Source organism: Methylobacterium sp. Leaf117 (genome assembly GCF_001422985.1).
GTDB lineage: Bacteria > Pseudomonadota > Alphaproteobacteria > Rhizobiales > Beijerinckiaceae > Methylobacterium.
The window spans coordinates 1-26,144 of record NZ_LMNL01000014.1 but is presented as its reverse complement, the minus strand read 5'-3'; the positions used below and the strand labels follow the sequence as shown (position 1 = coordinate 26,144).

Genomic DNA, 26,144 nt, shown 5'->3' with positions numbered 1-26,144 from the left:
CGCCACCCGCTACGACAAGTTGGCCCGAAACTACGCCTCGGCCGTCGCACTCGCTGCCGTCATCGCCTTCTGGTGCTGATCGAGTCCAGACCCTAGGACCGACAAAAGGCTGCTAGAGGGGACAGTGCTCTACCCCTTCACGAGCACCCACCAGCCTAGCCCCCTTTGCGACTACGAGCTGCCTGAGGGAGGTCCGGGTTACTGCCGAGGAAGGCGCCCAGTATCGATCATTTCAGCTTCGCTCTTCGGTCCATCGTTCGAGTGCTTCCTGATCTGGTATCCGCGATGATGCACCGCTCAGGCGAGAGAACATTGCTCTTGGCCGGTCAGCTGCGTAGACAGCGCGGCACAAGGAGAAACGATGTCATCCGCAGTCAGAACGCTCGTCCTCGTGCGGCATGGGCAGAGCACCGACAACGAGCAGAACCTGTTCTCCGGGTTTCGCAATCCCAGCCTGACGGAGCGCGGCGTTGCGGAGGCGAAGGCAGCCGGACGCAAACTGAAGGACCTCGGCTTCCGCTTCGACATCGCATTCACGAGCAAGCTGGACCGGGCGCAGCGTACCTTGACGCTGATGCTGGAGCAGCTCGAGCAGAGCGATCTTCCTATCCGAGCCGACAGTGCCTTGAATGAGCGCGACTACGGCGAACTCTCAGGCCTGAACAAGGCGGAGGCACGCAACCAGTGGAGCCCGGAACAGGTCCATCTCTGGCGCAAGTCCTATGATGCAGTTCCCCCGGGTGGTGAAAGCCTTGCCATGACCGCAACAAGAACGGTTCCGTTCTACGAGAAGGAGCTTGCCGTTCGCGTTCAGGAAGGCCAACGAGTCCTTGTAGTCGCCCACGGCAATTCGCTTCGATCCATCGTCATGCATCTGGAAAGCATGACCCCGGAAGCATTGATGGGCTTCAACATCACCACGAGCGAGATTCTGATTTACAGCTTCTCGGGATCGGGCGCGGTGATTGAGAAGACCTCGGTTGTTGCGCCCTCTTCGCTATGACGATCGAGGGGAGGGGCCCAAAAGCCCCGCTTCGTGGTGGGATTGGTTGAGCCCAAATGCTGCATGACAGCCTTACGGAAGAAACGCTGAGAACCTTCCTTGCCGCCTTCTACGCCAAGGTTCAGCGCGCCCCCCTAATCGGGCCGGTCTTTGCTCGCATCATCCCTGATGGCGATTGGCCACGTCACCTCACCGTCATCCAAGATTTCTGGTCCTCAGTGCTGTTGAAATCTGGCCGCTACAAAGGCAATCCGTTCGGCAAGCATCAGAGACTGGGTGAACTGACCCCGGCTCATTTTGAGCGCTGGCTCGCGTTATTCGAGCAAACGGCTAAGGAAATATTCGCCTCCGACGCGGCCATGCTCCTCACGGAACGTGCGAACCGGATCGGAGATAGCTTGAAAGCGGGCCTGTTTTTCCGACCAGAGAGTCTACAGCAAAATCGTTGAGATCACCTCGGCAGTACGCTTTTAGGGCAGCATTCCGCGGCATCAGATCCGTCCCTCCGCATGGACACCGCATCTTTGCCGAGGATCAATCCGTTGTTGTAGCCGTTGGAGGAGACATGACGCCCTCTGGCATGATTGCTTTCGGTGATCGGCTTCGGCCAGCGTACAGCGGCAGGCAGCACGAGGCTTCCATGAAACAGTTTTCAGGTTTTCCACCTGAGGCGTTCGCCAAAAGCGATTCGAGCCCCGATCCGCTATTCTACTGGCAACCGCGCTTCGTCACGCATATCGACGACGACGCCATTGCAGCGGTCACAACCCTCTACCGGGACGTCGTTCCGGCCGGCGGGATCGTTCTCGACCTGATGTCGAGTTGGGTCAGCCACCTGCCGGAGGACAGGACCTTCGCGGAGGTCATCGGCCATGGCTTGAACGCCGCGGAACTCGCGGCGAACCCCCGCCTGACCCACCGCTTCGTTCAGGACCTGAACGCCGCGCCCGAGCTTCCCCTCGACAGCGCAAGCACCGACGCGGCGTTGATGTGCGTCTCGATCCAGTATCTGCAGAGGCCCGTCGAGGTCCTGTCCGAGGTCGCGCGCGTGTTGCGCCCGGGCGCTCCGGTGGTGATCAGCTTCTCGAACCGATGCTTCCCCACCAAGGCTGTGGCGATCTGGAACGCCTTGGATGGGGTAGGGCGCGCGCACCTGGTCGAGTGCTATCTCCGGGAGGCCGGCTTTGCACGGACCGAGATGCGCGCGGTGATTCCAGATCACGGCTTCAGCGATCCTCTGACGGCGGTGATCGGCTGGACCTCGGCAGCATGACGCTGGCACTGTGCCGTCGTGCTTGCGCAAGCCGGTCGATACGGGCACCGCTTCGCGATGCTCCGACGGTTTAGGCCGACCTAGGCCGATCAACCCGCAAATTCGGCCTGCCAAGGGGCGGGACCTTCCAGGGTTCCCAGCCTGGCAGCTTAACGAAAGGGACGCGAATGCAAGAACCGGCAGGGACGCTCGGGGTAAGATCGCTGCGTGACGCGATCCCCGTGGTGGCCATCCTGGTCGGGTTCGCGACTATGCCCGCCTGCGCGGTCACGCCGGTGACCCCGGTGGGCGTGGAGAGTTGCGACGCCTTCCTCGCCGCCTATGCCCAATGCGCTGCAAGCCCTGGCGTACCGGAAGCCGCTCGTCCCGGTATCCGCCAGGGAATCGGCACGATGCGCGAGAGCTTCCGCGACTCTGTCCTGCGCAACGAGGCGGCGCGCGCGACCGTGGCCTATCAGTGCGCCCAGGCTCATGAGGCCGTCCGCAAAAGCCTGATCGACGCGTTCAAGTGCGATTTCCCTGCCGCACCCGCGGCCTCCCAGGCTCTGCTGCAGAGCCCGCCACCGCCGCCCGGAGCAGCCCGAGCAGCAGCCCGCCCGGCTTCGGTGCAGACGCCCGAGGCTCAGGCTCTGGCGAAGGCCAACGCCTACACCGAGGCTCAGAACCACCTCGTTCGGTCCCATCCCTTGGAGCAGCAGTTGGCCGACTACCAGCGCGACAACGAGCGGGTGCTCAAGCTTGGAACGAAGCTCGGCGCCAACGCCTGGTACCACTTCGGCATCGTGGACTTCGATGGGGTCATCGACGAGTTGGAGAAGGCCGTCGCCTTGCCGGGCGTTGTCCCGGAAGTCGATACTCAAGCCGCCCGACTGCTGACGGCCCTGCGTGACGTCAATCCCACCCTAAAGCCGCTCACGCGCTATCAGACCACGCGCGAGTTCAAGGAGGATGGCTTCAAGTTCGCTCGCGAGCAGCACGCGATCCTCGTCCCCCGGGTCGAGGCGGCCGCCAAGGCGATGGACGCCTACGGCACGGCCCTGTTCGAGCGCGAGATCGCCCGGGATGAGCGCCGCCTGGCGGCCCTGCCGGAGGATGCGCCGGCACGGCGGCTCCTCTCCACCAGCCTCACCCTGCGCCGCGCGGTCCGGCGGTTCGAGGCCTTGGGACCGAAAGCCGATGTCGCGCCCTTCCTAGCTGCACTCGGCGAGGTCTCGAATGCCAACCGTCAGCTTGGTACGACCTTCGACAGCATGAGCCCGAAGGCGAACTCATCCTGCACCGGCTACACCGACACCGTCGCAAGCGTGATTGGGCATGGCCGGGACGTCGCCCGAGACATTCGCGCCAAGGGTGATCCAAGCCAACCGGCGCAACGCTTCAACGAGACCTACAACCGCTCCGTCCGAGACCTCGAAGCTTGTCAGAAGAATGAGAGCCGGACTCGCTCCGGCTGAACTCGGGCATCAGTCGCTGCGTCCGCGCTCGCTGCAGCAAATGACTCGCCGGTCGCCCTTATACCCGTCATCGGCCGCACTGCGATCAGCAAATTGCGCACTTACAGTCTGGACTAAACAAGCTGCGGACCACAAACAGCGCCCCTCAAACTTGAGGGGCGCCTTTAGGTTCAGGTTCTAGTAAAAGCCGCGGCGGCCATAGCCGCGATCGTGCCCATAGCTGTGACCGCGTCCCCGACCATAACCGAAGTGCCGACCGCCGAAGCGCGGTCCAAAGTGATGACCGCCGCCGTAGCCCCGGCGTCCGTAACCATCGCCGTACCCGCGGCGCCCGTATCCACCGCCACCATAGCCGTACCCGTACTGGACGCTTTCCACGGCTGTCGCAGTCTCTGGCATCGTCGCGACACCAAGCGGTGCGGCTGAAACCGTGGCCGATGCCAGGAACAGACTGGCAGCCATCAGGCCAGCACCGAGCGTAAGTGTCTTGAACATAGCGCAACTCCCTGCGGATCCGCCCATCCGAGCAGCTCGCTCGTGAGACATACCTGTTCTAATCTGAACGGCGTCCGCTTTGTGGGATAGCCTTCAACAGGCTTCCACGGCGTGATTGGGTCGCCATCCGAAGGGCGACTCAGGTCGGTTTTCGGCTAGTCCGTTTAGAAGCACGAGCGTGAGAAAGCGCACGTTCACCCAGCCGCCCTGAACGATGACGCGGCAGCCAGGCATTCCGCTACGCGTCACTGACAGCTGCAGCCTGTCGATGCGGCCGAGCCGCCGGCGGCGATGGCCCGGGAGGAACACGCTCGCCACCGGCACCTCCGATGATGGGCCTCTCAGCGTCCCAAAAGACGAGCGGGCGATTTAATGCGCAGGAATTCTTATCGACGTTCGCGGGATCAAGCGACCGAGGGTTTAGTTGTTATCCTGCTTAGCGCTCGGCGGCAGACGGTTTTTTCCGCGGTTTCGAGCGCAATATTTTCTAGCGGGATCATCGACATGAAAGCACTTACTTGGCAGAGCAGGGGCAAGATCTCCTGCGAGACGGTGCCGGATCCCAAGATCGAGCACGGGCGTGACGTCATCATCAAGGTGACTGCCTGTGCGATTTGCGGCTCCGATCTCCACCTCATGGGCGGCTTCATGCCCACGATGGAGTGCGGCGATGTTCTCGGTCACGAGACCATGGGCGAGGTCATCGAGGTCGGACGCGACAACCAGAAGCTCAAGGTCGGCGACCGCATCGTGGTGCCCTTCACCATCTGCTGCGGCGAGTGCCGCCAGTGCAAGTGGGGCAACTGGAGCTGCTGCGAGCGTACCAACCCGAACGGTAAGCTACAGGCGGAGACCTACGGTTACCCGCTAGCTGGGTTGTTCGGCTTCTCGCACATCACCGGAGGGTTCGCCGGCGGTCAGGCCGAGTACCTGCGAGTGCCCTATGCCGACGTCGGCCCCATTGTGGTGCCCGAGGGCCTCACCGACGAGCAGGTCCTGTTCCTCAGCGACATCTTCCCCACCGCCTACCAGGCCGCCGAGCATTGCGACATCGGCCCGGAGGATACGGTAGCGATCTGGGGCTGCGGCCCTGTCGGCGTGCTCGCGGTGAAGTGCTGCCTGATGCTCGGCGCCAAGCGCGTCATCGCCATCGACAGCGTGCCGGAGCGCCTTGCCCTCGCGCGGCAGGCCGGTGCGGAGACCATCGATCTGGCCACCGAAAACATCCAGGAAACGCTGATGGAGATGACCCACGGCCTCGGCCCGGACTCGGTCATCGAGGCGGTCGGCATGGAGTCCCACGGAGCCGACACCACCCTTCAGAAGGTTTCCTCCGCCATTATGGAGCACACCGTCAGCCTGGAGCGTCCCTTCGCTCTGAACCAGGCGATCCTCGCCTGCCGTCCGGGCGGGAACGTCTCGATGCCGGGCGTGTTCGCGGGGCCGGTCGGTCCGGTCGCCCTCGGCATCCTGATGAACAAGGGTCTGACCCTGAAAACCGGCCAGACCCACATGGTACGTTACATGAAGCCGCTGATGGAGCGCATCCAGAACGGCGACATCGATCCGTCCTTCATCATCAGCCATCGCTCCACGAACCTGGAGGATGGCCCGGCGCTGTACGACCTGTTCCGGGACAAGAAGGACAATTGCACCAAGGTCGTGTTCAAGCCGCACGGCTGAACCGACGACCCCGCGGGCGGAGCATGTCCGCCTCCGGGGAACGAAGGCACGGCAGGCTCCTCATTGGCCGCCATCGCCCACGACAGACCAGAAAGCGTTTCATGCCCACCGCAGTAATTTTCGACGTCGATGGCACACTCATCGACTCGGTCCCCCAGCACGCCCGAGCCTGGCAGGATGCCTTCAAGGACTTCGGTTACGACATCCCGTTCGAGGATCTACGACGGCAGATCGGGAAGGGTGGGGACTTGCTGATGCCGGTGTTCCTATCGAAGGCGGAAATCGTCGAGAAGGGCGACGCCTTAGAGGAGCACCGCTCGGGGATACTGAAGGAACGCTACCTCCCGACCATCAAGGGCCTGCCGCAGGTCCGAGCGCTCGTCGAACGCCTGCGAGCCGACGGCAAGCAACTCGCACTGGCCTCCTCCGCCAAGGGCGACGAGCTCAAGACCTACAAGAAGATCGCCGACATCGAGGATCTCATCAGCATCGAGACGTCGTCTGACGACGCCGAGGAGAGCAAGCCGAACCCGGACATCTTCCAGGCTGCTCTAAAGCGCCTCGACGGCGTCGCGGCACAGGATGCCATTGTCGTCGGTGATACGCCCTACGATGCCGAAGCCGCTGCCAAGGCCGGCATCCGAACGATTGGGCTGCTTACGGGCGGTTGGACAGCCGAGGAACTCATGCAGGCAGGCTGCATCGCCACCTATCGGGATCCGGCTGACCTGCTCGCTCGATACGAGGTCTCGCCACTCGCAGGGTCACAGACCTGATCGCACAAAGACGGAGCACCTTCCATGACAGCCACGAGCCCAAGTGCGTCCGAAGGTCCGCACCTGCGCACCATCGCCATGCCGCGCGACACGAACGCTGCTGGCGCCATCTTCGGAGGCTGGACGGTCTCGCAGATGGATCTGGCCGGCGGAACCTTGGCCGCACAGAGGACTAAGGGCCGCGTAGCGACGGTCAGCATCGACGCGATGCGTTTTCTCAGGCCGATCTCGGTGGGCGATGAGGTGAGTTGCTACTGCACCCTGCAGGCAGACGGTGAGACATCGTTGAGCGTGCGAATCGAGGTCTGGATCCGGGACAGGACCGGAGGTGATCCGCAGAAGGTTACCGAAGGAGTATTCACCTACGTCGCCTTGGACGACGAGGGGAAGCCGCAGCATCGTACCTAGCTGCGGTCCGACGGGACATGGACGCACGCGTCGTTCCAAGGTCAAAAACTCACCGCGAACGATGTCGGCGCAGTGATTTAGACCCACTGCCAATGTCGTGAACGCGTCATTTCATTGAACAATGGGTTCCGGAATCGCTTAAGTCATTATGGAATACTATGTCTTCGTCGTCGCCGGGTTCGGTGTCCTGGTGCTTCTGACGGCATGGTTGCCGATGGTGCTCCGGGCGCTGCCTCTTTCGCTACCCATATGCTGCGTCGGCATCGGCGCGGCCATGTCGACCATTCCGGTTGTTGCGGAACTCACGCCCCATCCCGGATCCCACGCCAAGCTGATTGAGCATGCCACCGAGGCTGTGGTCGTCATCTCGTTGATGGGCGCGGGTCTCAAAATCGATCGCCTGTTCGGTTGGCGAACCTGGTCGGTGACATGGCGCCTGCTTGGCATCGGCATGCCGCTGACGATCCTCGCCTTGACCGTGGTGGGACCGACCCTTCTCGAGCTCGGCCTCGCGTCGGCACTGCTCCTTGCATCGTCGCTAGCACCCACCGACCCAGTCTTGGCATCCGACGTTCAGGTTGGCCACCCCGACGAAGACCATGAGGACGAGCCGCGTTTCGCGCTGACCTCGGAGGCAGGGCTCAACGATGGCTTGGCCTTCCCTTTCGTGAACCTCGCCATCGCCCTGGCCACTAGCGGTCTTGCCGGTTTGTCGTGGTCGCACTGGCTTGCGGTCGACGTGCTCTGGAAGATCGCTGTAGGAGCCGTTTTTGGAGCGGCGGTCGGCCGAGGGTTGGGATGGCTAATGTTTCACCTACCCAACCTGTCGAAGCTTTCCCGTACTGGAGACGGTTTCGTGGCGCTCGGCGTGACCTGCATCGCCTATGGATGCGTCCAGGCTCTCGACGGATACGGTTTCATCGGCGTGTTCGCGGCGGCCCTCGCCCTGCGCTCATCCAGCCGCGGCCACGAGTACCATCGCAAGATGCACGACTACGCTGAAGAACTCGAACGCCTATTGATGATGGTGCTGCTGGTTGGGTTTGGGGCGGTGCTCGTCAGTGGAGGATTGCTTCGTGCCTTGACTTGGCCGGCGGTTGCCTTCGCCCTGGTGGCCCTCCTCGTCGTACGACCCCTGTGTTGTTGGATCGGACTGCTCGGAAGCGGGCGATCTACCGAGGATCGTGCCGTTGTCAGCTTCTTCGGAATTCGAGGATTGGGGACGGTCTACTATCTTGCATTCGCGACAGGTCATGCCGTCTTCGAGGAAATGGATCTCCTCTGGGCAACGGCCGGGCTGACGGTGCTGATTTCTATTCTCCTGCACGGCGTCACCGTGACGCCGGTCCTTCGCGCCCTCGACCGCCGGATGGGAAGGAACACTGAGAGCGCGCAGCTCGACTTAACCCTTCCCATTCCCACAGAGTGAACGTGCATGGCGGCGTGCCATCCATTTTGGCATGTCCTGTTCGGTTTGGTTTGGTCTTCGGGCGCACCTGCACTGACAAGGACGCTCGCGGGCTACGCTTCCGTATAAGCGGCTGGAACCTACGAATGTCTACTATTGCACGCCGGATCCGGATGCCTCACCGGCTGGATTGGGTCGGAATCAGAACGTCCACTTCCAGACACAAAGCTAGGTTCGTTTGCCGCCCTCTTCGTAATTTGCTGCCTCAGGTCACGGGTGACGGGTGACGGGTGACGGGTGACGGGTGACGGGTGACGGGTGACGGGTGACGGGAAACCAATCGGATACCCAACAGAAATGCAAATAGGACGGATGTCTTGCGAGGCTGTTTTTCGCCGAAAGTTCCGTCGCAACCAATCACCTCGCGATCAGTTTCCTGTGATCAGCACGTGCGAACGCGTCTGCGCTGTTCCCAGCTGATCCAAGGACATCGACATGCAGGCTTTGAAGGCGATGATGATCGCCGCGCTGGTTCTGACACCAGCTTTAGCATTCGCTCAAGGTGCTTCGGTTCAGTCTCCGAGCGATAGCACCGGCGGCACTGGTAGACCTGCGAACCTCTGCCAAGAACTCGTTGCCTTCGTTAAACAACCCGAGGCCGCGACCAAGGCTGCAGAGACACCGCCACAGCTCGCAACAGCCGTGACGGCCAAGAAGAGCGACGATACCTCTGCAAAACCTTCAGCGCCGGGCACGCCGCAGAACACCTCCGGTCAGAGCGGGCAGATCACAGCGTCTGGACCGGGTGCTGCCGGTCCACAGGGGGACGCGCAAAACAAGTCTGCTCCGGTGGGCTCCACGGCTACGGCATCGGGACCTGCAAAGGTTGCGTCTGCTGCAGCACCAGCCGCTCCGGCGGTGCCCAAGCCTTCTGCCGAGAACGTACAGCAGATCGAGAACGCAGCGGGCGCCAACGACATTCAGGGCTGCCGAGCGGTTGCGCAGACGATGCGGCGGGCAGGCGTCGTCATGCCGGGGCCGCTCCTGGCTCTCGCTGCGATGTCTCCCAAGCTTCTGGAAGCTGCCTCACGTCCTTGAAGACGCCCACCCCCTTTTCGGAAACGCCGTCTCCTCGATCAGGGAGCCTCTCTCATCACGCAGGATCACATCATGACGCGCCGTTCCACTCCGCCTTGGCTAGTTCCCGCTCTGCTCGGGTCCGCTGCTGCTCTTGGTGCATCCGCGCTCTATGCGGTCTCAAAGGCCCGCGAAGCCGAACGACGTACACCACCCATCGGCGACTTCATGACCGTGGATGGTGTCCGCCTGCACTACATCGTTCGCGGTCATGGACAGCCCTTGGTGCTGATCCACGGCAACGGCACCATGATCCAGGACTTCCTGGTCAGCGGGATCGTGGACGAACTCGCCAAGCGCTACCGCGTGATCGTCTTCGACCGGCCGGGCTATGGCTACAGCAGCCGGCCCCGAGGGCTCTGGACCCCGCGGGCGCATGCGACTTTGTACGAAAAGGCGCTGGAGAGGCTCGGCGTCTCGAAAGCTGTGGTCCTCGGACACTCCTGGGGCAGCCTTGTCGCCGTGTCCTTAGCGCTGCAAGCTCCGGGTCTCGTGCGCAGCCTCGTCTTGGCTTCGGGCTACTACTACCCGACGCTGCGCGCCGACGTGATCCTGGCTTCACCCCCAGCGATCCCGGGCATCGGCGACGTTCTACGCTACACCGTATCGCCGCTCGTTGGGCGTGCACTGATGCCAGGCATGATCAAGGGGATGTTCGCGCCCGCTCCCGTGCCGGAGCGGTTTGATCGCGAGTTCCCCAAGGAGATGATGCTGCGACCTCTACAGCTGCGAGCCTCAGCGGAGGACGCGGCTCTGATGACGCCTGTGACGGTCGAACTGCAGGAGCACTACCCCGAACTCAAGCTGCCCGTCGTGATCATCGCAGGAGCCGACGATCAGATTGCGGATGTCGGACGTCAGTCTGAGCGATTGCATCACGCCCTGCCGCAGAGCGAATTCATCGTCGTGCCAGGCATGGGCCACATGATCCATCACCTTGCGCCAAAGCATGTCGTCCAGGCCATCGACCGCGCATTCGAGATGGGACGTGACAGCCGCGTGTAACTGGGCAAGGCGGGACGCACGAGCATGGCACACTACATCGCCATCGAGAGGGTTACGGGACGTGTCTACGGCGACACGGCCCGCTTCGGTCAGGTTGGGGATGTGGCGTCACCTGACGCTGCAGTCTTGCTCTTCGATCGCCATCATGGCCGTGCACCTCGTGGGTTCGGTCACGTCGGGCCAGCGAGCACGGCAGCGAGCTATGACGTCTATGAGATCCAATCGTCCGGCTCTCGCGTTCCGACGGCCAACGAAGCCGAAGCACAGGCCCTGGTAAAGGACCACGGATCTTGGGTGGTCGCGCTTGTCAGCTACAATTCCTGATGTTCCTACGACCCCGCAATCGATCGCGTGATGAAGAGGGCCAGGAGCGCACTGGCTCCGACTGATAGCGATGCGATCACCAGTAAATCGGCTTCGGGCTCAAGCCACTTCAAGCCGACCCCAATGTGCCAGGCCTGAAGCCAGAGACCGGCAATGGGAGGTGCAAGCACCAAGGATGTTATGAGGTAGATGCGCCACCTGAACATAGGGCGAGCCTACGCCTGATCGCGTAGAAGCGCTATTCCCTCAACAGGTTACGCCTCTATCACGCATGGCGAAGCCGATCAGCGCGACAGGCGAGCAAGGCTCCCGCTCCCATCGGACCAATCGGCTTCAGTCGTGAAGTATCGCGGCCAGCCGTGCGAGCCAGCTGTCACGACCAGCTCGGAATGAGGCGGGCACCTGACTTCCGGTCTGATACGCCTGTTTCTGGGCCAGCATGGTTAAAACTTTCCTAACCGAGCGATGGCCACGAAACGGAAATCCGAGCTTCTGTGTTTCTGGGACGGTCCGAGGGGGCGGCTCGCTGAACCCTCCACTGTTTGGCCCATCAAGGATCACGGATGCAGGTTCCGCTCGCTTTCCTTCTCGCGTTCAGCGTACTCGCGCCCGTGGTGGCGATGGCAGATGAGGATTGCCCTAAGCACTTCAAGGACTATGGCTATTTCCTCCAGGCGAGGAAGTCGTGTGGGAAAGAGACCGAGTACCCGCTGATGAAGATCATGAAGGCGTGCGCCAAGCAGACGCCGCAGGAAGTCGCCCAAGTCCTGATGGACGATGGCCGTCGTGTCTGGGCGAGGAACCTGATGCGGAGCAACCTGGGCAGCATGTGCGAGGACGCCTTCTCGAAGCTGTCAGCGAGTTCCGAGCGCCCCAAGCGGCGATGATGCTCGGGGCCAAGTAGGACGCTACCGACGGCCGTCTCACTGTTCGAGGAGACCAACCCACGTGCCGTGTCACAGCGGCACCCCAAAGCCCCGTGCCCTTTCTGAACATCGATCTAAGTCCACGTTAGGCAGCATTCAGAATTGATCTGCCAATTGCTCCCGACTGCAATTTCCTAAAGCTCCCGAGCCCGTTAGCCCGCAGAGGAGAGAGGCGGGACAGCATGAGCACGGAAGACCACCAGAAGCCGAAGACGCGCGAGGGCTTCCATGAAGCCTCCCAAGGCAAACTGAGCGCTTCGGCCATGAGCCCCTCTTTGCCCGAGATTGTTCGCGATCATCTCGGACGTCAGCTTCAAGCCGTGTACGGCTCTCTCACGACAGAGGAGCAGCCACAGCGGCTTCTCGATCTGATCGCGCAGCTCGACGTGGCGCTCGCCCATCAGGGCTCTCAGGCGGCATCCGTGTTTCGCCAGGAGCTGCTCGCTGCCTTGCCGGGCCTGCGTGGCTTTGCGCTGTCGCTTGTTGTGAACCCCACCCGCGCCGATGATTTGGTGCAGGAGACGCTGCTGAAGGCATGGAAGAGCCAGGACCGCTTCGTGCCGGGGACGAACCTCATGGCGTGGCTCTGCACCATCCTGCGCAACCAGTTCTACACCGAGTGCCGCAAGGCCAAGCGGGAGGTCGAGGATGCCGATGGTACCGCGGCCGCTCAGCTCATCGTGCTGCCCTCACAGGAGCATGGCATCGAGCTGCAGAAGGTGTGGGCCATCCTCGCCAAGCTGCCGCCGGCACAGCGTGAGGCCCTGCTGCTCGTAGCGGGTCAGGGCATGACCTACGAAGCGGCTGCCGCTCTCCTGGGTACGCAAACGGGCACGATGAAGAGCCGGGTGAGCCGAGCACGGGCATTCCTGACAGAGACCCTCAAGGCATCCAATGACCGTACCCATGCCTGAGGGGGCAACGGCGCGCATCCTTCGTGCAACTTTTGGCAGCTGACCCGCGTAGGAAGCCCTATGGCTCAGCAGGTCACCTACAGCATCGTCGATCAGCCGGATGGACGCTTCGATCTTCTCGTGCTCCTTGGTGAGCGCGTGCTGCATGCGCGGACAGGGTTCATGACCCTGGCCGAGACCGAGGAAGAGGTGGAGTTTCTGCGGGAGCTGATGACCGCCTGCGGGGCTCCCGTCGTTCGAGAGGTTGGTTGTCCAGGCCTTCTTGGATCCTGGTATGCGGCCGGCTGGCATGCCTCGCGGGGATGAAGATTAGGCGGACGCAGGCGCTCGACCGAATGAGGTGCCCGCCAAGCGGCGAAGGACATCCCCAAAGCGCGTCGTCAGGCGTGAGAGCGGCGAGCGCCATAAGCCAAACCCGTCGTCGCAGAGCGGATCGTTGACCACGGGACTTCCGTCCTGCCCAACGAGCACGTTGCCGATGTTCGGGTCCAGGGCACGAGGAGCAGCGCTACGCAAAGTGGCCACATAGGCCTCAAACCCTGGCCACGCAGCCCGGAACTCCTCGCGGATGCCATCGAAGCTCGAGTGATCGATCCTGGGTTCATGGGTAGGCCATTCCGCCTTGAACCGGTCGCGGACACCCTCGTCCATCGCGACACTGGGATGGTCCGCAAGGACTGCGTGGGCGTAAGCCAACCACCAGGTATCAGGCCGCGGATCGGCCAGACGTGAACCGACGGTCATCAAAGCTCCGCAGCGGCTGACCTGCAGGTCATGGACCCGCGGCGCATGCGGCCCATCCGACCCCTCGAACCCTTTGCGTAGCAGGGCCGCATAGTCACCGAACCCGTCGGCCTTGCGAGCGAGACGCACGACAATGTCTGGGTGGTCCGGATGGGCATGAACGCTGCCGTGATACCCGTAGCCGATCTCGGCCCAGCCCTTGGCTATGAGGGACGCATGCGCCCCGGCAGCCGAGCGTTCGACGATACCCAAAGCGGCGAGCGAGGGACTGGACGTCCGAACCCGGTTCAGAAAACGACGCATCGCAGCCACTCCTTCCTGCCGATCGGTGATCCGACGCGACGCGCCCATGAGAGCCGCACGAGTGCGACGTCACGCAGGGTGTCCGGACAGGCAGGTCCGGCGTAGGTCAGGATGACCGTGTCGATGTCGGGAAGTGGTACGACGCGATTGTCACACCACCGTCATGGAATGATCGGCGTTCAGGCAAAGTTCAAGTGCTTCAAAATCGTAAAGCAGTGAATACCCGGCCTGCGCTTTCCTGACGCAGCATCAATCAGGCTGCCCTCGCGAGAAGCTGCCGCGCGAGGTCATTGTCGGCTTCACTTAGACCGCGCTCTGCGTCCGGCCGGACATGCCGGCCCGTATGGACGGGCCCAACGTCGACATCGTCCAGGACGAGGTAATTCGTAATGCGGTTCCGGCTCGCATGCTCGGCAATCTCGTCGCCGCGGCGGGCTCGTTCGGCTGGCAGCATCCCACCAGTCTTCTCATCCCGGCTCGTCGGGAGAATGGCTGTGCGCCAGTCGGGATGAAAGCAGCCTTCGGGCAGGCCAGCCTCGACCAAAGTCGGCCGGCAATCGGCGACGCGCCACGTCGACGATACGACCACCTGTGCGTCGAACATCTGCACGAGGGCTGCTACGCGAGCGACCTGGATCGGATCGAGACTGTCCTTGCCCGCCCGATGTTGATAGGCGACGGTGGTCACGACGCCATCGACATCAAGATAGATCGTTGGTCGTGCCCGGCTCTCGCGTGCGTCCAAGATCGCGTCTCCGTTCACTGCGACAGCTCTGATCCCGCTTCGGCACGGCTACAACGCGACGCCGTGGCCGTCCAGCACACTCTCGGTCCGGTTAATCGAAGGTGGGTAGCTATGCCTCGACGGACTATGCACGCGGCACACTGCGTCCCAGCCTCCCACGAAAGAGATGAATGGAAAGCGTCACCGTTGTTCTTGCTCTACTGCTGTCTGTCCTCGTCAGCGGGGCTCTCGGGCGCCTGCTGCCATTGCCACTACCGCTGATCCAGATCGCTATCGGCGTAGCGCTGGCCCTGGGCCCGCTCCCAAGCACCTCTCTGGACCCAGAGATCTTCTTCCTCGTCTTCCTGCCGCCCCTGTTGTTCCTCGACGGCTGGCGCATTCCGAAGCGCGACCTCTTTCGTGACGGCAAGACGGTTCTGGCCCTCGCACTCGGCCTCGTCGTTCTAACTGTGCTGGGAATTGGGGCGCTTATCCATGGAATGATCCCGGGCATCCCGCTCGCCGTGGCCTTCGCGCTCGCGGCCGTTTTGTCTCCCACCGATCCCATTGCGGTCTCCTCGGTGGCAGCTCAGGCGCCGGTCCCGCGCCGCCTCATGCACATTCTCGAGGGAGAGGCCCTCCTCAACGACGCCACTGGCCTTGTCTGCCTGCGCTTCGCAATCGCCGCCGCCCTGACCGGGACGTTCTCGCTTCCCGAGGCCGCAACCACATTCGTCTGGCTCGCTCTCGGTGGCATCGGGATCGGTGCCGCCACGACCTTCCTACTCATGGGCGCGCAAGACCTACTGCGTCGGCGCACAGGCGAGGACCCCGGCCTACAAATCCTGTTCAGCCTGCTCACGCCGTTCGGGGCCTATCTTGCCGCTGAGCATGTGCACGCTTCCGGCATCCTGGCAGCAGTCGCGGCCGGTATCGCCATGACCTACGTCGAAATCCAGGGACGCAGCCTGGGCGCTACGCGGGTTCGGCGCACCGCCGTCTGGGACACCGTCGCGCTCGCAGCGAACGGCTCTATCTTCGTGCTGCTTGGCGAGCAATTGCCGGAGGTACTCAAACACGCCGTCACACAGGCCGACGTCCAGGGCGCGGGCTGGCTCGTCGCCTGGATCCTGGCCATCACCGCTGGCCTGATGGCGATCCGGTTCGTTTGGGTCTGGGTCTCGCTCCAGTTCGTGCTGATGAAAGCACGCCGTCGCGGCGATCGACGCGAGACGCCGACCATGCGCCTCGTGGCCGCTACGACACTCGCCGGCGTGAAGGGCGCAATCACCCTCGCGGGTATCCTCACCCTGCCGCTGACCCTCAAGGACGGTACACCATTTCCTGCCCGCGACCTGTCCATCCTCCTGGCAATGGGGGTGATCCTAACGTCGCTTCTGCTCGCAAGCACGGTGCTGCCGCCGCTTTTGCGCGGTCTCCGCCTTCCCCCCGAGCCTAGCCACGATGCAGAGGAGGATGCTGCCCGCGCGGCTGCGCGCGATGATGCCGTCAAGGCCATCGAGGCCCTACAACATCGCCTCGTCGAGGAGCAGGAGGACGCCTCCATCGCAGTTGAAGCTGGCGCACGTGCCATGGATCGCTACGAAGGCCTGGAGGCTCCGACGACAGAACCGAGAAAAGATCTTACCCGCGTCAAGCAGATCGCAATGACCGAGAAACGCCTGCGCCTCGCTGGTATCGAGGCCGAACGGCAGTCTCTTTATCGCCTGCGTCGCTCGCACGCCCTCGATGATGTTGTCCTGCGTCGGCTCATCCGTGAAATCGACTTGGTCGAGGCACGGCTCGCTTCCTGAGAGACCAACAAGTCCGGCAAATCTCGATCAATATGCAGACGGTCAACACGGTTTAGGCGCCCTGCGGGATCTCCCCGGCAATGCCAAAAGCAGGGCGCCTCTAGAAGTGAAGTCAGGAGGATGTGTCGAACGCGGTATGAGTAGCGTGCATCCTAAGCATTACGCGCTCGACGGCCGCTCGGGTGAACTCCTCGATCAGTTCCTCCGGGGTTGCCATGTCTCTGAGACGCTGAGCCTCTTCTCGGAGTTTCACGCCCATTGATGCAACAAGATCCTGAAATTGTAGGTCACCGACGTCACCCCTTGCCAGCGCTGCAAGTTCGCTGCCGTAGTCATCGCCAGCCTTCAGGCCTTGGGCTCGCCATTCAGCACGATCCAGGTCTGTAACTGTTCTTTCCTCATCCGGCACCGTAGCCGCCCTTCTCGTTCGTCGGGTGCCGACTTGGCGAGTGATCGTCATAGCCGCCTGTTTCCGGACCCGGGTCCTGAGATGGGGCAACGCGGCCAGGCGAGGTTGGGCCGGCCTCGGCCTGATCGTCGCTGACGCGGGGTTCGACCAGGGGCTTGCCCTTGGGCGGCACGTTGAGAACGGGGGCTATCGTCTTATCGTCCGAAGCCATGACACACTCCATCATCCCGGTATCCTGCGAGGCAAGAAGCCACGGGTGCTGGAGTTCCCTCCGGTGTCACTCCTGTTCGGGCCGGAGTTGAAGCGACGTGCAAATCGTGACCGGCAGGTTCGTTATGGCAGGGGAGGGCGGACAGAACAGTAGTTAGTACAGAGCTAGCGCAGCGCATCAGAGACGCGTGCGCGATCAATGACTTAGCCACGCTCGCGCGCAGATCATAATCCTTGTGTCGGCGGTTCAAATCCGTCCCTCGCTACCACTAATTTCAAGTCGTTACAGTGACTTAGACGGCAGGCCCTGGACATTGCGTCCGGGGCTTTCTGCTTCTCGGGCGGACTTTTCTGCACGGCTGTCGCGAGGTCCGCCCGGATTCCATTCCCGGGCGGGTCAAAATACAATGGTCCCGCGCGTCGTGGACAGTCCTAGGCTGGAAGGTGTATCATAGCCGATCGGGTGATTTTGGTGCCGGCCACCTAGATTCCCGCCAGCGGCTAAAGCAGGCGGATGTCCGGCTCGTCCTCGGGATGGTGCGGCGACTGGGTGTCGGGGTTAAACTTCAGCAGCGGTGCGACCGCGATTTCGACGTAGCGTCGGTCTAGGAGGTGGTAGACGCCAGCGCGCATCAGGAGCGCGGCCGGGGCGGGCTTGAGCGTCTTGGCTCCCTTGTCAGGCGTCAGGTACACGGCGTCGAACCCAGGGGGCCGGGCTTGAACCAGACCAGCAAGCCGGCGTCGGTCCCGTCCTTTGATTGTCAGACAGCGTTGAACATTGGTTCATCCGCACTTCTGGTGCTGATGGAGTCAGATTTGGCTTTTGGGCGTTGATCCTCAATAGGATTGGGGAGGCGTCAGATGCCGCTTACGAACCAGTCTTTGCCGACAGTGCCCGATGGGCTGCACGTCGATGACCTGACGCTCGATCCGTCCGGGCTGTTGCTTCTCGCCAGGACTACCGCTGCGCAGGCTTTCTGTCTCCACTGCGGCCATACCTCGTCCCGGGTCCATAGCCGCTACTGGCGAACGCTTTTGGACCTGCCGTAGCAGGACCGGGCCGTCACGTGGCGCGTCCAGGTGCGCTGCTTCCGGTGCAGCCATTGCCCGAGCCGGATCTTCGTCGAGCGCATCTCAGGCTTGATGGACTCCAAGGCGCACCGGACTGCCCGTTTAGCCGAGGCGCAGACCGAGATCGGCATGGTGCTGGGCGGCGAGGCCGGAGCCCGACTGTCTCGGCGGCCATCCATGCCGGTGCGGCGATACCGTCAATCGGATCGTCTTTGAGGGCGGCTCTCAAAACATAGGCTCAAAGGCACCGTACAGGAGTCCGCCGCCGCCATGCCGCCAAAAACGTGCCCATGCCCCGTCATCGCATCGCCAGCGTATCAACTGCCAATCAGCATTCTCAGGTCCGGTCGCCCGGATCCGACGGGATCCATCATTTGCCTCTTGGTGATACCCTCGGCTAGTCCCGGCTTGCCGAGGGTGGCACGGCGCTCAAATCTGTTGGAGGAAATTGACCAAAGGATTGTACCATTCGACGGGAAGGAGGGATTTCGCCGAATTGGCACACATGCGACCCGTTCCCGCATGGGGATGGACAACGTCTGGCGCTCGGAACCTCGGTGCAGGAACCGGCTTGGCTTGATGTGCCGGCGCGTGTCCGGAAGCGAGGAGCGAAGATGTCCAGTGACACCGAAAAGCACCGCGAATTGCTCGCGGCCCTGAAGGGAGCCCAAGGTAAGAGCGATGGTTCCTTCGAGCAGGCCGTGACGAACGCGTTCCAGCATGTGTTCGACCATTTGGGACGATTGAACTCGCACGTCTCGCTCGGGGGGGCAGAAGGCGAGGATCGGCAGCTGAGATCCGATGAGAGCGCGACCCTTCGTTAGCCAGTATACCCGCCGGCCTTCCTGGGCGCCGGGCTCGATTGAAGCTGGCGACGAGATTTCCAGCGACATCCGCTAGATCCGAAAGGTCGTGGGCCGACGACAGCCACGTTTGGAAGCGCGAACGTTCCTGTCCCTTCGATCGTTGAGGCTTGCCTTGCGAGCTCCCCACGTTCGCGGACGTGGAGCCCATGGATGCCCGTGATAGCCAGGACCGAATACCCGACGGCACAGACCCCTTTGCCCTCCGCGGCCGGCGATGGGCCAAAGACAGGGTTCTGGGCGCTGACACTCGGCTCAGTCGGCGTGGTCTACGGCGACATCGGCACCAGCCCGCTCTACGCCCTGAAGGAGTCCTTGCACGCAGCCGCCGGAGGGGGGCACGCACCGACCCGCGAGATGGTCTTCGGCGTCGTCTCGCTGATCCTCTGGGCGCTCATCCTTATCGTTACGCTCAAGTATGTGCTGTTGGTGATGCGGGCCGACAACGACGGCGAGGGCGGCACGCCTTCCCTGGTCGCGCTGGCCCAGCGCGCGCTGGGCCATTCCGGCGGGTTCGTCATCGTGCTGGGCATGGTCGGCGTTTCGCTGTTCTTCGGCGACGCCATCATCACGCCGGCCATGTCGGTGCTCTCGGCGGTGGAGGGGCTGAAGCTGGTGACCCCGGCCACCGATCCGTACGTCCTGCCAATCAGCCTCGCCATCCTGATCGGCCTGTTCGCAGTCCAGAGCTACGGGACGGCGCGGGTGGCAACCTTCTTCGGCCCCCTCACGGCGTTCTGGTTCATCGTCATGGCGCTTGGCGGCCTGAGCCACCTCGTCGACGATCCGAGCATTCTGGGTGCGCTCAATCCCGCCTACGGCATTTCCTTCATCCTGAGCCACGGCACGGCCGGCCTGCTGGCGCTCGGTGCCGTGTTCCTCGCTGTGACCGGGGCGGAGGCGCTTTACGCAGACATGGGACACTTTGGTCGCACGCCGATTCGCGCGGCCTGGTTCGGGCTGGTGCTGCCGGCGCTCGCGCTGAACTATCTCGGCCAGGGAGCCATGCTGCTCGCCCACCCGGAGCGAGCCGAGAATCCGTTCTTCCTACTCTATCCGTCCTGGGCACTGCTGCCGATGGTGCTGCTCGCCACGGTGGCGACGGTCATCGCCAGCCAAGCCGTGATCACCGGCACTTTCTCGATTACACAGTAGGCGATGCAACTCGGCCTGCTGCCGCGTATGCGCGTCCTGCGCACCTCCGAGACCGAGAAGGGGCAGATCTACATCCCCCGGGTGAACTGGTGGCTGCTCGTCGCGGTCGTATTCGTCGTGGTGCTGTTCAAGTCGTCGAGCGGCTTGGCGGCGGCCTACGGTATCGCGGTCACCGGCGACATGGTGATCACCGCCTGCTTGCTCTTCGTCGTCGCCTGGAAGGTCTGGCGCTGGTCGCCTGCGGTCGCGGCCGCGGTCATCGCGCCGTTCCTGCTCATTGAGGTGGTGTTCCTCTCGGCCAACGCTCTCAAGATCCTCCATGGGGGCTGGGTGCCGCTGACCATCGGTGCCGCCCTCGTCACAGCGATGTGGACCTGGCGACGTGGTTCGGCTCTGATCGCCGAGGAGATCCACCGTCGGCGCGTGCCGCTGTCCGGATTTACGCAAATGGCCGAGACCGGCTCGATCCAGCGGGTGCCGGGAACGGCGATGTTCCTGACAGGTACCCCCGGTGATACCCCGGGGGCCCTGATGCACAACGTCAGGCACAACCGCGTGCTGCACGCGAACAACTTCATCCTGCACGTCGTCACGGAGGATCTACCGCGGGTGGCCGACGCCGAGCGCGTCTCCGTGAAGAAGCTGTCCGGCGCCTTTTCGTGCGTGACGGTGCGCTTCGGGTTCACCGAACTGCCCGACCTTCCACGCGCCGTCGGGGCTGCGGGCCTGGACAAGGGCGATCTGTCTTACTTCCTAACGCGGCGGGTGCTGGTCGCCTCGCCGGAGACCGGCATGCCGGTGTGGCAGGACAGGCTCTACATCTCCATGGCCCGTGCGGCCACCGACGCGTCCCGCTACTTCCGCATCCCGGTAGACCGGGTCGTTGAGATTGGCGCCCGGATCGACATCTGAGCCCGGTGAGGTCCGATTGCGATCGAAGATGCTTTCGGTCCCCTGCGCTGCGGGCGGGGGTCGTGCTCGCAGTGCGTCAGATCAAGCTGTTTCCCTCGCCCTACGCATGTCCGACTTCAGTACCTGTGGGACTTAGTGACAGTCTTCACGAATGGAGGAGGCTTGCTTCAGCGTAAACCCTAAGGAGCGAAGATGAAGCAAACATTCGCACTAGCGAGGAAGCGGATAGAAGCGGCAATCAAATACATTCCCCGGTTCATACCCTGCCGATCATCAGCTTGGCTGACGATGGTCTTCGATCTTCGTATACAACCTGTCGGATCGTGGTCGATACTGTCAAGAAAACGATGGTAATTCCGATATTTAACCTAGTCGATGAGGTAGTGAGCATACATTTATTCCGGTCTAAAACGCGAAAGCTTAGGTTTACGTTTTGCGTCCTGCTGGTGCGAACTAAGGAAATTTAAACCACATCGACCTAGAATGGCGTTCATCAGATCGGAGTTGGGATGCCCGCCTCTTTCCGATCCGATCGCGACCGCTGGCTTATACCGCTTGCTGCGATACTTCACGACTGAAGCCGATTGGTCTGATGGGAGCGGGAGCCTTGCTCGGCTGTCGCGCTGATCGACTTCGCCATGCGTGGTTTATGCGTAAACTGTTGAGAGAATGGCGCTTCCACGCGATCAGGTGTGACCACCGCTGATAAGCCACTACCGGGCGCCGATCTGTAGCCCATCGACAATCCGCCGGCCGCTCCATAGAAGCCTGAGAAGCAGCTGCATTCGATCCCGGAGGGAGATAATCCCGCAATCCTGCACATTGTTCAGGGCGCGACTGACAGCAACGATACCTCAAGTTTCGCGCAGCCATGCCCAGACGTGTTTCAACGTCCCCTGACTGCCGATCCGCTGAGCCACCCGACGCTCGCCACGCCATGCCTGGGGCGACGAGCCGTACCGGTTGCGAAAGCTGCGGCTGAGTTGCGAGACACTGCTGAAGGCAAACACCTCCCCCAAGCGGCCAATCGTGCGCGTCTCCATGGGATCGGCAAGGGCATCGCGCACCGCCTTTAGGCGCTCGCCTTGCACGAAGTACATCACGCCTCCCTCGGGCTCAAACAGTCGGTAGAGGGTGGACCGCGAGACCAGCATCTGCCCAGCGATGAACTCCGGTGACAGATCGGGCCGCGACAGGTTCGCTCGCACTATGGTTTTGGCCAGCGCCATCAGGCTGCCGTCGAGTTCACGGCCATCCAGCACGTCCGAGGTCTGCGAGGGATCGAGCAAGCGACGCAGGAAGGTGACGAACTCATTGGCGAGAGCCGGAGCGTCGTCTGGGCGCGTGGTCGGCAATCGACGGTAGATGCTGAGGATCTGTGTGGCCAGCAACCGGTTGCGGGCCGCATCGAAGAGGAGGCCGTGCTCCTCGAGCGGCAATCCATGGAGATGGGTGCAGGGTACGACCAAGCCGGTCGTATCAGCCCGATCGAACATACCATCGAGCAGGTGACGGCGACCGATGAGTGCTACGGCGCCAGCCGAGACAGAGGCGGGACGGCCAGCGATGGTCCCTCGGTAGCGGCCGCTCCGCCAGAGCTGGAACAGGAAGTGGTCGGGACCGGCCTCGACGCGTCGGCGGTCCCTCTGGATGCGCTGGGTCGAGAGCAGTGTACGATGAGCAACCAGGTCACCGATCTGGTACGCGACATTGGTGCCAAAAGGCAGGAGGGCGGATGGCGTGGTCGGACCAACCTCGTACATCGGCGCCATGAGGGTGCGCCACCGCTCGAAGGCCTCTCCCGGGGGCAAGCCTGACGTGGTCAGGAAAAAGTACGGCAGGCCCGCCTCAGCCGTCGTGTCCTCTGCGCCCAACGAGTCAAATCCTTCGCCATCCGACCCGTTCGGCGTAGGACGTTAGGCATGCGTTCCTCGGCGGGGCAAGCCAAATGCTGGCGTGCGATCGACGAAGGGCAGAAACTATCGCGAGGATGGCGGATGGCTGCTTCAGGCGACCTTGCAGGTCATCAGCGACGGCAACATCGCGTCGCGACCTACCTATCCGCTCTGAGACCCGATCATGACGGCGACGATCATGACCTAATGTCGGGAAGACCCTTGTTTTTCGGAAGCATCAGCCTTCTTTCCACGCTTTGGCGATCTGGTCGGTCAGGGGCTTGGTGAGATAGCTGAGCACGGAACGGTTGCCGAGCTGCATGAAGGTCTCGACCGGCCCGGTCTTCGGATCGGTGGTCACGTCCGCCGAGACGCGGCTCACCACCCCGTCGATCTCCGGGGTGGTGCGCTGGTTGAAGGCGGAGAAGCGCAGCACCGCCGGCTGGTCGATGCGGACGTTGTCGATGTCCTGGGGCTGGATCTTGACCTCGACCGCGAGCTGGTCGGCCTCCGGCACGATCAGCATGGCGGCCTCGGAGGGCGTCACCAATCCGCCGATGGTGTGCACCGTCAGCTGGTGGACCGTGCCYGATTGCGGGGCGCGCATGTCGACCCGCTTGAGCTGGTCCTCGGCGGTCACGCGCTTCTCGACATATTCCGACCACTTGCCGCGAATYTCCGCGAGGTCCTTGCCGGTCTCGGTGCGCATGTCGCCGTCGATCTGCAGGATYTGCARCTCGGTCTCGGCGATCTTGCCCCGCGCCGAGGCYGTCGCGGCGACGAGCTGTCCGCGCTCGCCGTCGAGGCGGGCGGCGTCGCGCTCCAGGGCGTTGACGCGGGCCAGCGGCACYAGGTTCTTGGCGTAGAGTTCGCGCACGCCCGTGAGCTCGCCGGTGATGAAGCCGACCTCGCGGGCCTTGGCGGCGACCTGCTCGGTCAGGCCCTTGATCTCYTCGCGCAACTGCTGGACGCGCTCGCGCAGCTGCGCCTTCTGGCCCTCGCGGCCCGCCACGCGGGACGTGAACAGCCGGGTCTCTCCCTCGATCAGGCGGGCCACYGCCGGGTCGCTGCCCGCGCGCGCCAGRAGTTCGGGCGGAAAGGTGATCTGCTCGGCTCCGTCGCGCTCGGCCTCGTCGCGGGCGCGTCGGGCCGAGAGCTCGTCGAGCGCCTTGAGGACGATGTCGAGGTTGGCCCGGACCTGGGTCTCGTCGAGRCGGATGAGGATGTCGCCGGCCTGGACCCGCGAGCCCTCGCGCACCCGGAGCTCGCCGACGACRCCGCCGGTGGGGTGCTGCACCTTCTTGACGTCGGATTCGACCACGAGCTGGCCCGGCGCGATCACGGCACCGGAGATGGAGGTGAAAGTGGCCCATCCGCCGACRCCGACCACCAGCACCGCGCCCAGGCCGAGGGCGAGGGCGAGGTGGCGGCGGATCGAGCCCTGGGCGGTGGGGCGCGGCGCCGTCAGGGCGGGATGGAGGTCGGTCGGGCTGAGGGCGACGGCCATCATGCACTCTCCTGCAGGGCGCCGGGGGCGGCCCGTGTTTCGACGGGAACCGASGCCGGGCGCAGCACGCGCTTGAGCACCTCGTCCTTGGGTCCGAAGGCCTGGACCCGGCCCTCGGCCATCATCAGGATCAGGTCGACGGCGCCCAGCGCCGACGGCCGATGGGCGATGACCACGCAGATGCCGCCGCGCCGGCGCACCCCGATGATCGCCTGGGTCAGGGCGTTCTCRCCCTCGGCGTCGAGATTGGCGTTGGGCTCGTCGAGAATGACCAGGAAGGGATTGCCGTAGAGTGCGCGGGCGAGGCCGACGCGCTGGCGCTGGCCGGCGGAGAGGCCTGCCCCGCCCTCGCCGATGCGGGTGTCGTATCCCTCGGACAGGCGCAGGATCAGGTCGTGCACGCCCGCCGCGCGGGCGGCCGCGATCACCGCCTCSGAGGGGGCCTGCGGATCGAAGCGTGCGATGTTCTCGGCCACCGTGCCGGCGAACAGCTCGACCTCCTGGGGCAGGAAGCCGATATGGGGGCCGAGATCGTCGGCCGTCCACTGGTCGAGGGCGGCGCCGTCGAGCCGGACCTTGCCCCGGAGGGCCGGCCAGACGCCGACCAGGGCGCGCACCAGGCTCGACTTGCCCGAGGCCGAGGGACCGATGATCCCGAGGCCCTGGCCGGCCTGCAGCGCGAAGGTGACGTCCTGAACCACGAGGCGCGGGGTTCCGGGCGGCGCCACGCTGATGCCTTCGACCTGGAGCGAACGGATGGGGGCCGGCAGCGGATGGGGCCTGTCCCCCGCCGGCATGCGGGCGAACAGCTCGGACAGGCGGGCCCAGGACTGGCGGGCCTGGACGAAGCCCTTCCAGTTGGCGATGGCGAGCTCGGCCGGGGCGAGCGCCCGCGCCACCAGGATCGAGGAGGCGATGATGATGCCGGCCGAGGCCTGACCGTTGATGACGAGGTAGGCACCGAGCGCCAGCACGCCGGATTGCAGGGCCATGCGGAAGACCTTGGACCCGGCGCCGTAACCGCCGGCGATGTCCGAGGTGCTCTGCTGGGACAGCATGTAGTCGCGGTTGGCGATCGCCCAGCGGGTGGCGAAGCGTCCCTGCATGCCCATGGCGGCGAGCACTTCGGCGTTGCGGCGTCCGGATTCGGCGAGGCCGTTGCGGCGCAGGCCGTGGCCGGTGGCGGTCTGGGCCGGCTGCTTGGTGGCCCGGTCGGTGAGGAGGCCGAGCATCGCCAGCACGGCCGCGCCGATCAGGGCGGCGACGCCGATCAGGGGATGGAACAGGAAGCAGATCAGCAGGTAGATCGGCATCCAGGGCAGATCGAAGAAGGCGGACGGACCCGACCCGCCGAGGAAGGCCCGCAGGGCATCGAGGTCCCGCAGGGGCAGGAGGCCGTCGCCGGGGGCGGCCCCCTTGAGCGGGGCRCGCACCACGATGTCGAAGACGCGCCCGCTCAGGGACTCGTCCAGGGCCGCGCCGATGCGGACGAGCACCCGGGAGCGCAGGGCCTCGAGCAGGCCCTGGAAGACGTARAGCACCAGCGCCAGCACGCACAGGCCGACCAGGGTCGGTACSGATCGGCTCGGGATGACGCGATCGTAGACTTCGAGCATGAAGAACGAGCCCGTCAGATAGAGCACGTTCACGAGCCCGCTCATGGCGGCCACGCCAATAAAGGCCGTGCGGCACCGCGCCAGGGCCTGGGGGAGCTCCGAGATCGGAAGAGCG

General features: G+C 63.6%; 22 protein-coding genes, 1 tRNA gene and 2 pseudogenes. 18 read left to right on the top strand and 7 right to left on the bottom strand.

All coding sequences use genetic code 11. The annotated features are described in order from the left end of the window. Positions 1-361 precede the first annotated feature (361 nt). From ASF57_RS10780 to ASF57_RS10715, 13 genes are all read left to right on the top strand, one after another. Positions 362-1,003 carry a 2,3-bisphosphoglycerate-dependent phosphoglycerate mutase gene (locus tag ASF57_RS10780; RefSeq protein WP_056483045.1) on the top strand — a complete coding sequence of 214 codons (642 nt, stop codon included), beginning with the start codon at positions 362-364 and terminating at the stop codon, positions 1,001-1,003. Between the two features lie 56 nt (positions 1,004-1,059). Continuing rightward, positions 1,060-1,452 (top strand): group III truncated hemoglobin, encoded by a 393-nt coding sequence (locus ASF57_RS10775; protein WP_056483042.1) that lies wholly within the window; start codon positions 1,060-1,062, stop codon positions 1,450-1,452. Between the two features lie 191 nt (positions 1,453-1,643). Then, positions 1,644-2,276, top strand: a complete 633-nt coding sequence (locus ASF57_RS10770; RefSeq protein ID WP_056483039.1) for a methyltransferase domain-containing protein — start codon at positions 1,644-1,646, stop codon at positions 2,274-2,276. Positions 2,277-2,443: 167 nt separating this feature from the next. After that, a complete protein-coding gene (locus tag ASF57_RS10765) occupies positions 2,444-3,730 on the top strand; it encodes a DUF3829 domain-containing protein (protein ID WP_056483036.1) in 1,287 nt (428 codons plus the stop codon). A gap of 999 nt (positions 3,731-4,729) precedes the next feature. Beyond that, entirely contained in the window at positions 4,730-5,908 is a 1,179-nt protein-coding gene (locus ASF57_RS10755; protein WP_056483029.1) for a zinc-dependent alcohol dehydrogenase, read from the top strand. A 101-nt stretch (positions 5,909-6,009) separates the two neighbouring features. Further along, positions 6,010-6,684: an HAD family hydrolase gene (locus ASF57_RS10750; RefSeq protein ID WP_056483026.1), complete on the top strand. Its 675-nt coding sequence runs from the start codon at positions 6,010-6,012 to the stop codon at positions 6,682-6,684. A 24-nt stretch (positions 6,685-6,708) separates the two neighbouring features. Further along, positions 6,709-7,092 carry an acyl-CoA thioesterase gene (locus ASF57_RS10745; RefSeq protein ID WP_056483024.1) on the top strand — a complete coding sequence of 128 codons (384 nt, stop codon included), beginning with the start codon at positions 6,709-6,711 and terminating at the stop codon, positions 7,090-7,092. Between the two features lie 148 nt (positions 7,093-7,240). After that, complete coding sequence (locus tag ASF57_RS10740) at positions 7,241-8,521, top strand: cation:proton antiporter (RefSeq protein WP_056483021.1); 1,281 nt, start codon at positions 7,241-7,243, stop codon at positions 8,519-8,521. A 474-nt stretch (positions 8,522-8,995) separates the two neighbouring features. Beyond that, positions 8,996-9,598 (top strand): hypothetical protein, encoded by a 603-nt coding sequence (locus ASF57_RS24650; RefSeq protein WP_082503847.1) that lies wholly within the window; start codon positions 8,996-8,998, stop codon positions 9,596-9,598. A gap of 72 nt (positions 9,599-9,670) precedes the next feature. Then, a complete protein-coding gene (locus ASF57_RS10735; RefSeq protein WP_056483018.1) occupies positions 9,671-10,642 on the top strand; it encodes an alpha/beta hydrolase in 972 nt (323 codons plus the stop codon). 887 nt (positions 10,643-11,529) lie between these two features. Beyond that, entirely contained in the window at positions 11,530-11,853 is a 324-nt protein-coding gene (locus tag ASF57_RS10725; RefSeq protein WP_056483012.1) for a hypothetical protein, read from the top strand. Between the two features lie 302 nt (positions 11,854-12,155). Beyond that, positions 12,156-12,806: a NepR family anti-sigma factor gene (locus tag ASF57_RS10720; RefSeq protein WP_056483050.1), complete on the top strand. Its 651-nt coding sequence runs from the start codon at positions 12,156-12,158 to the stop codon at positions 12,804-12,806. Positions 12,807-12,866: 60 nt separating this feature from the next. Then, on the top strand, positions 12,867-13,112 hold the full coding sequence (locus tag ASF57_RS10715) for a hypothetical protein (protein ID WP_056483009.1): 246 nt from the start codon (positions 12,867-12,869) through the stop codon (positions 13,110-13,112). Positions 13,113-13,115: 3 nt separating this feature from the next. On the opposite strand, the gene ASF57_RS10710 is transcribed toward ASF57_RS10715, so the two are convergent. Next, positions 13,116-13,853 (bottom strand): hypothetical protein, encoded by a 738-nt coding sequence (locus tag ASF57_RS10710; RefSeq protein WP_056483006.1) that lies wholly within the window; start codon positions 13,851-13,853, stop codon positions 13,116-13,118. Between the two features lie 253 nt (positions 13,854-14,106). Beyond that, positions 14,107-14,598 (bottom strand): HAD domain-containing protein, encoded by a 492-nt coding sequence (locus tag ASF57_RS10705; protein WP_156376077.1) that lies wholly within the window; start codon positions 14,596-14,598, stop codon positions 14,107-14,109. 170 nt (positions 14,599-14,768) lie between these two features. Here ASF57_RS10705 and ASF57_RS10700 point away from each other — a divergent pair, with 170 nt between their 5' ends. Next, on the top strand, positions 14,769-16,391 hold the full coding sequence (locus tag ASF57_RS10700) for a Na+/H+ antiporter (protein ID WP_056483001.1): 1,623 nt from the start codon (positions 14,769-14,771) through the stop codon (positions 16,389-16,391). A 112-nt stretch (positions 16,392-16,503) separates the two neighbouring features. On the opposite strand, the gene ASF57_RS25640 is transcribed toward ASF57_RS10700, so the two are convergent. Further along, the gene (locus ASF57_RS25640; RefSeq protein ID WP_156376076.1) at positions 16,504-16,851 is read right to left on the bottom strand and encodes a hypothetical protein; all 348 of its coding nucleotides are present in this window, start codon (positions 16,849-16,851) and stop codon (positions 16,504-16,506) included. Between the two features lie 322 nt (positions 16,852-17,173). Here ASF57_RS25640 and ASF57_RS25635 point away from each other — a divergent pair. Next, positions 17,174-17,279, top strand: a tRNA-OTHER gene (locus ASF57_RS25635). A gap of 232 nt (positions 17,280-17,511) precedes the next feature. Here the strand turns inward: ASF57_RS25635 and ASF57_RS10695 are convergent. Next, positions 17,512-17,703, bottom strand: a complete 192-nt coding sequence (locus tag ASF57_RS10695; protein WP_056482998.1) for a hypothetical protein — start codon at positions 17,701-17,703, stop codon at positions 17,512-17,514. A gap of 189 nt (positions 17,704-17,892) precedes the next feature. On the opposite strand from ASF57_RS10695, the pseudogene ASF57_RS25630 reads away from it, so the two are divergent. From ASF57_RS25630 to ASF57_RS10680, 3 genes and pseudogenes are all read left to right on the top strand, one after another. After that, positions 17,893-18,267: pseudogene (locus ASF57_RS25630) on the top strand (transposase family protein); the annotation flags it as partial. A gap of 428 nt (positions 18,268-18,695) precedes the next feature. Then, on the top strand, positions 18,696-18,905 hold the full coding sequence (locus ASF57_RS10685) for a hypothetical protein (RefSeq protein ID WP_056482991.1): 210 nt from the start codon (positions 18,696-18,698) through the stop codon (positions 18,903-18,905). Between the two features lie 192 nt (positions 18,906-19,097). Beyond that, positions 19,098-21,011 (top strand): annotated as a pseudogene (locus ASF57_RS10680) (potassium transporter Kup). A gap of 854 nt (positions 21,012-21,865) precedes the next feature. Here the strand turns inward: ASF57_RS10680 and ASF57_RS10675 are convergent. The 3 genes from ASF57_RS10675 to ASF57_RS10665 all read right to left on the bottom strand — a co-directional run bounded on the left by ASF57_RS10675 (position 21,866) and on the right by ASF57_RS10665 (position 26,134). Then, a complete protein-coding gene (locus tag ASF57_RS10675) occupies positions 21,866-22,885 on the bottom strand; it encodes a helix-turn-helix domain-containing protein (RefSeq protein ID WP_056482988.1) in 1,020 nt (339 codons plus the stop codon). Positions 22,886-23,144: 259 nt separating this feature from the next. Continuing rightward, positions 23,145-24,413 (bottom strand): HlyD family type I secretion periplasmic adaptor subunit, encoded by a 1,269-nt coding sequence (locus tag ASF57_RS10670; protein WP_056482984.1) that lies wholly within the window; start codon positions 24,411-24,413, stop codon positions 23,145-23,147. Beyond that, on the bottom strand, positions 24,413-26,134 hold the full coding sequence (locus ASF57_RS10665; RefSeq protein WP_082503849.1) for a type I secretion system permease/ATPase: 1,722 nt from the start codon (positions 26,132-26,134) through the stop codon (positions 24,413-24,415). The genes ASF57_RS10670 and ASF57_RS10665 overlap by 1 nt, the downstream gene beginning before the upstream one ends. Positions 26,135-26,144 lie beyond the last annotated feature (10 nt).

What these genes read in the sequence shown, in the direction of transcription:
- ASF57_RS10780 (WP_056483045.1), top strand. Translation starts at nt 362, where the DNA reads ATGTCATCCGCAGTCAGAACGCTCGTCCTCGTGCGGCATGGGCAGAGC.
- ASF57_RS10775 (WP_056483042.1), top strand. Translation starts at nt 1,060, where the DNA reads ATGCTGCATGACAGCCTTACGGAAGAAACGCTGAGAACCTTCCTTGCC.
- ASF57_RS10770 (WP_056483039.1), top strand. Translation starts at nt 1,644, where the DNA reads ATGAAACAGTTTTCAGGTTTTCCACCTGAGGCGTTCGCCAAAAGCGAT.
- ASF57_RS10765 (WP_056483036.1), top strand. Translation starts at nt 2,444, where the DNA reads ATGCAAGAACCGGCAGGGACGCTCGGGGTAAGATCGCTGCGTGACGCG.
- ASF57_RS10755 (WP_056483029.1), top strand. Translation starts at nt 4,730, where the DNA reads ATGAAAGCACTTACTTGGCAGAGCAGGGGCAAGATCTCCTGCGAGACG.
- ASF57_RS10750 (WP_056483026.1), top strand. Translation starts at nt 6,010, where the DNA reads ATGCCCACCGCAGTAATTTTCGACGTCGATGGCACACTCATCGACTCG.
- ASF57_RS10745 (WP_056483024.1), top strand. Translation starts at nt 6,709, where the DNA reads ATGACAGCCACGAGCCCAAGTGCGTCCGAAGGTCCGCACCTGCGCACC.
- ASF57_RS10740 (WP_056483021.1), top strand. Translation starts at nt 7,241, where the DNA reads ATGGAATACTATGTCTTCGTCGTCGCCGGGTTCGGTGTCCTGGTGCTT.
- ASF57_RS24650 (WP_082503847.1), top strand. Translation starts at nt 8,996, where the DNA reads ATGCAGGCTTTGAAGGCGATGATGATCGCCGCGCTGGTTCTGACACCA.
- ASF57_RS10735 (WP_056483018.1), top strand. Translation starts at nt 9,671, where the DNA reads ATGACGCGCCGTTCCACTCCGCCTTGGCTAGTTCCCGCTCTGCTCGGG.
- ASF57_RS10725 (WP_056483012.1), top strand. Translation starts at nt 11,530, where the DNA reads ATGCAGGTTCCGCTCGCTTTCCTTCTCGCGTTCAGCGTACTCGCGCCC.
- ASF57_RS10720 (WP_056483050.1), top strand. Translation starts at nt 12,156, where the DNA reads ATGAGCCCCTCTTTGCCCGAGATTGTTCGCGATCATCTCGGACGTCAG.
- ASF57_RS10715 (WP_056483009.1), top strand. Translation starts at nt 12,867, where the DNA reads ATGGCTCAGCAGGTCACCTACAGCATCGTCGATCAGCCGGATGGACGC.
- ASF57_RS10710 (WP_056483006.1), bottom strand. Translation starts at nt 13,853, where the DNA reads ATGCGTCGTTTTCTGAACCGGGTTCGGACGTCCAGTCCCTCGCTCGCC.
- ASF57_RS10700 (WP_056483001.1), top strand. Translation starts at nt 14,769, where the DNA reads ATGGAAAGCGTCACCGTTGTTCTTGCTCTACTGCTGTCTGTCCTCGTC.
- ASF57_RS25640 (WP_156376076.1), bottom strand. Translation starts at nt 16,851, where the DNA reads ATGACGATCACTCGCCAAGTCGGCACCCGACGAACGAGAAGGGCGGCT.
- ASF57_RS10685 (WP_056482991.1), top strand. Translation starts at nt 18,696, where the DNA reads ATGTCCAGTGACACCGAAAAGCACCGCGAATTGCTCGCGGCCCTGAAG.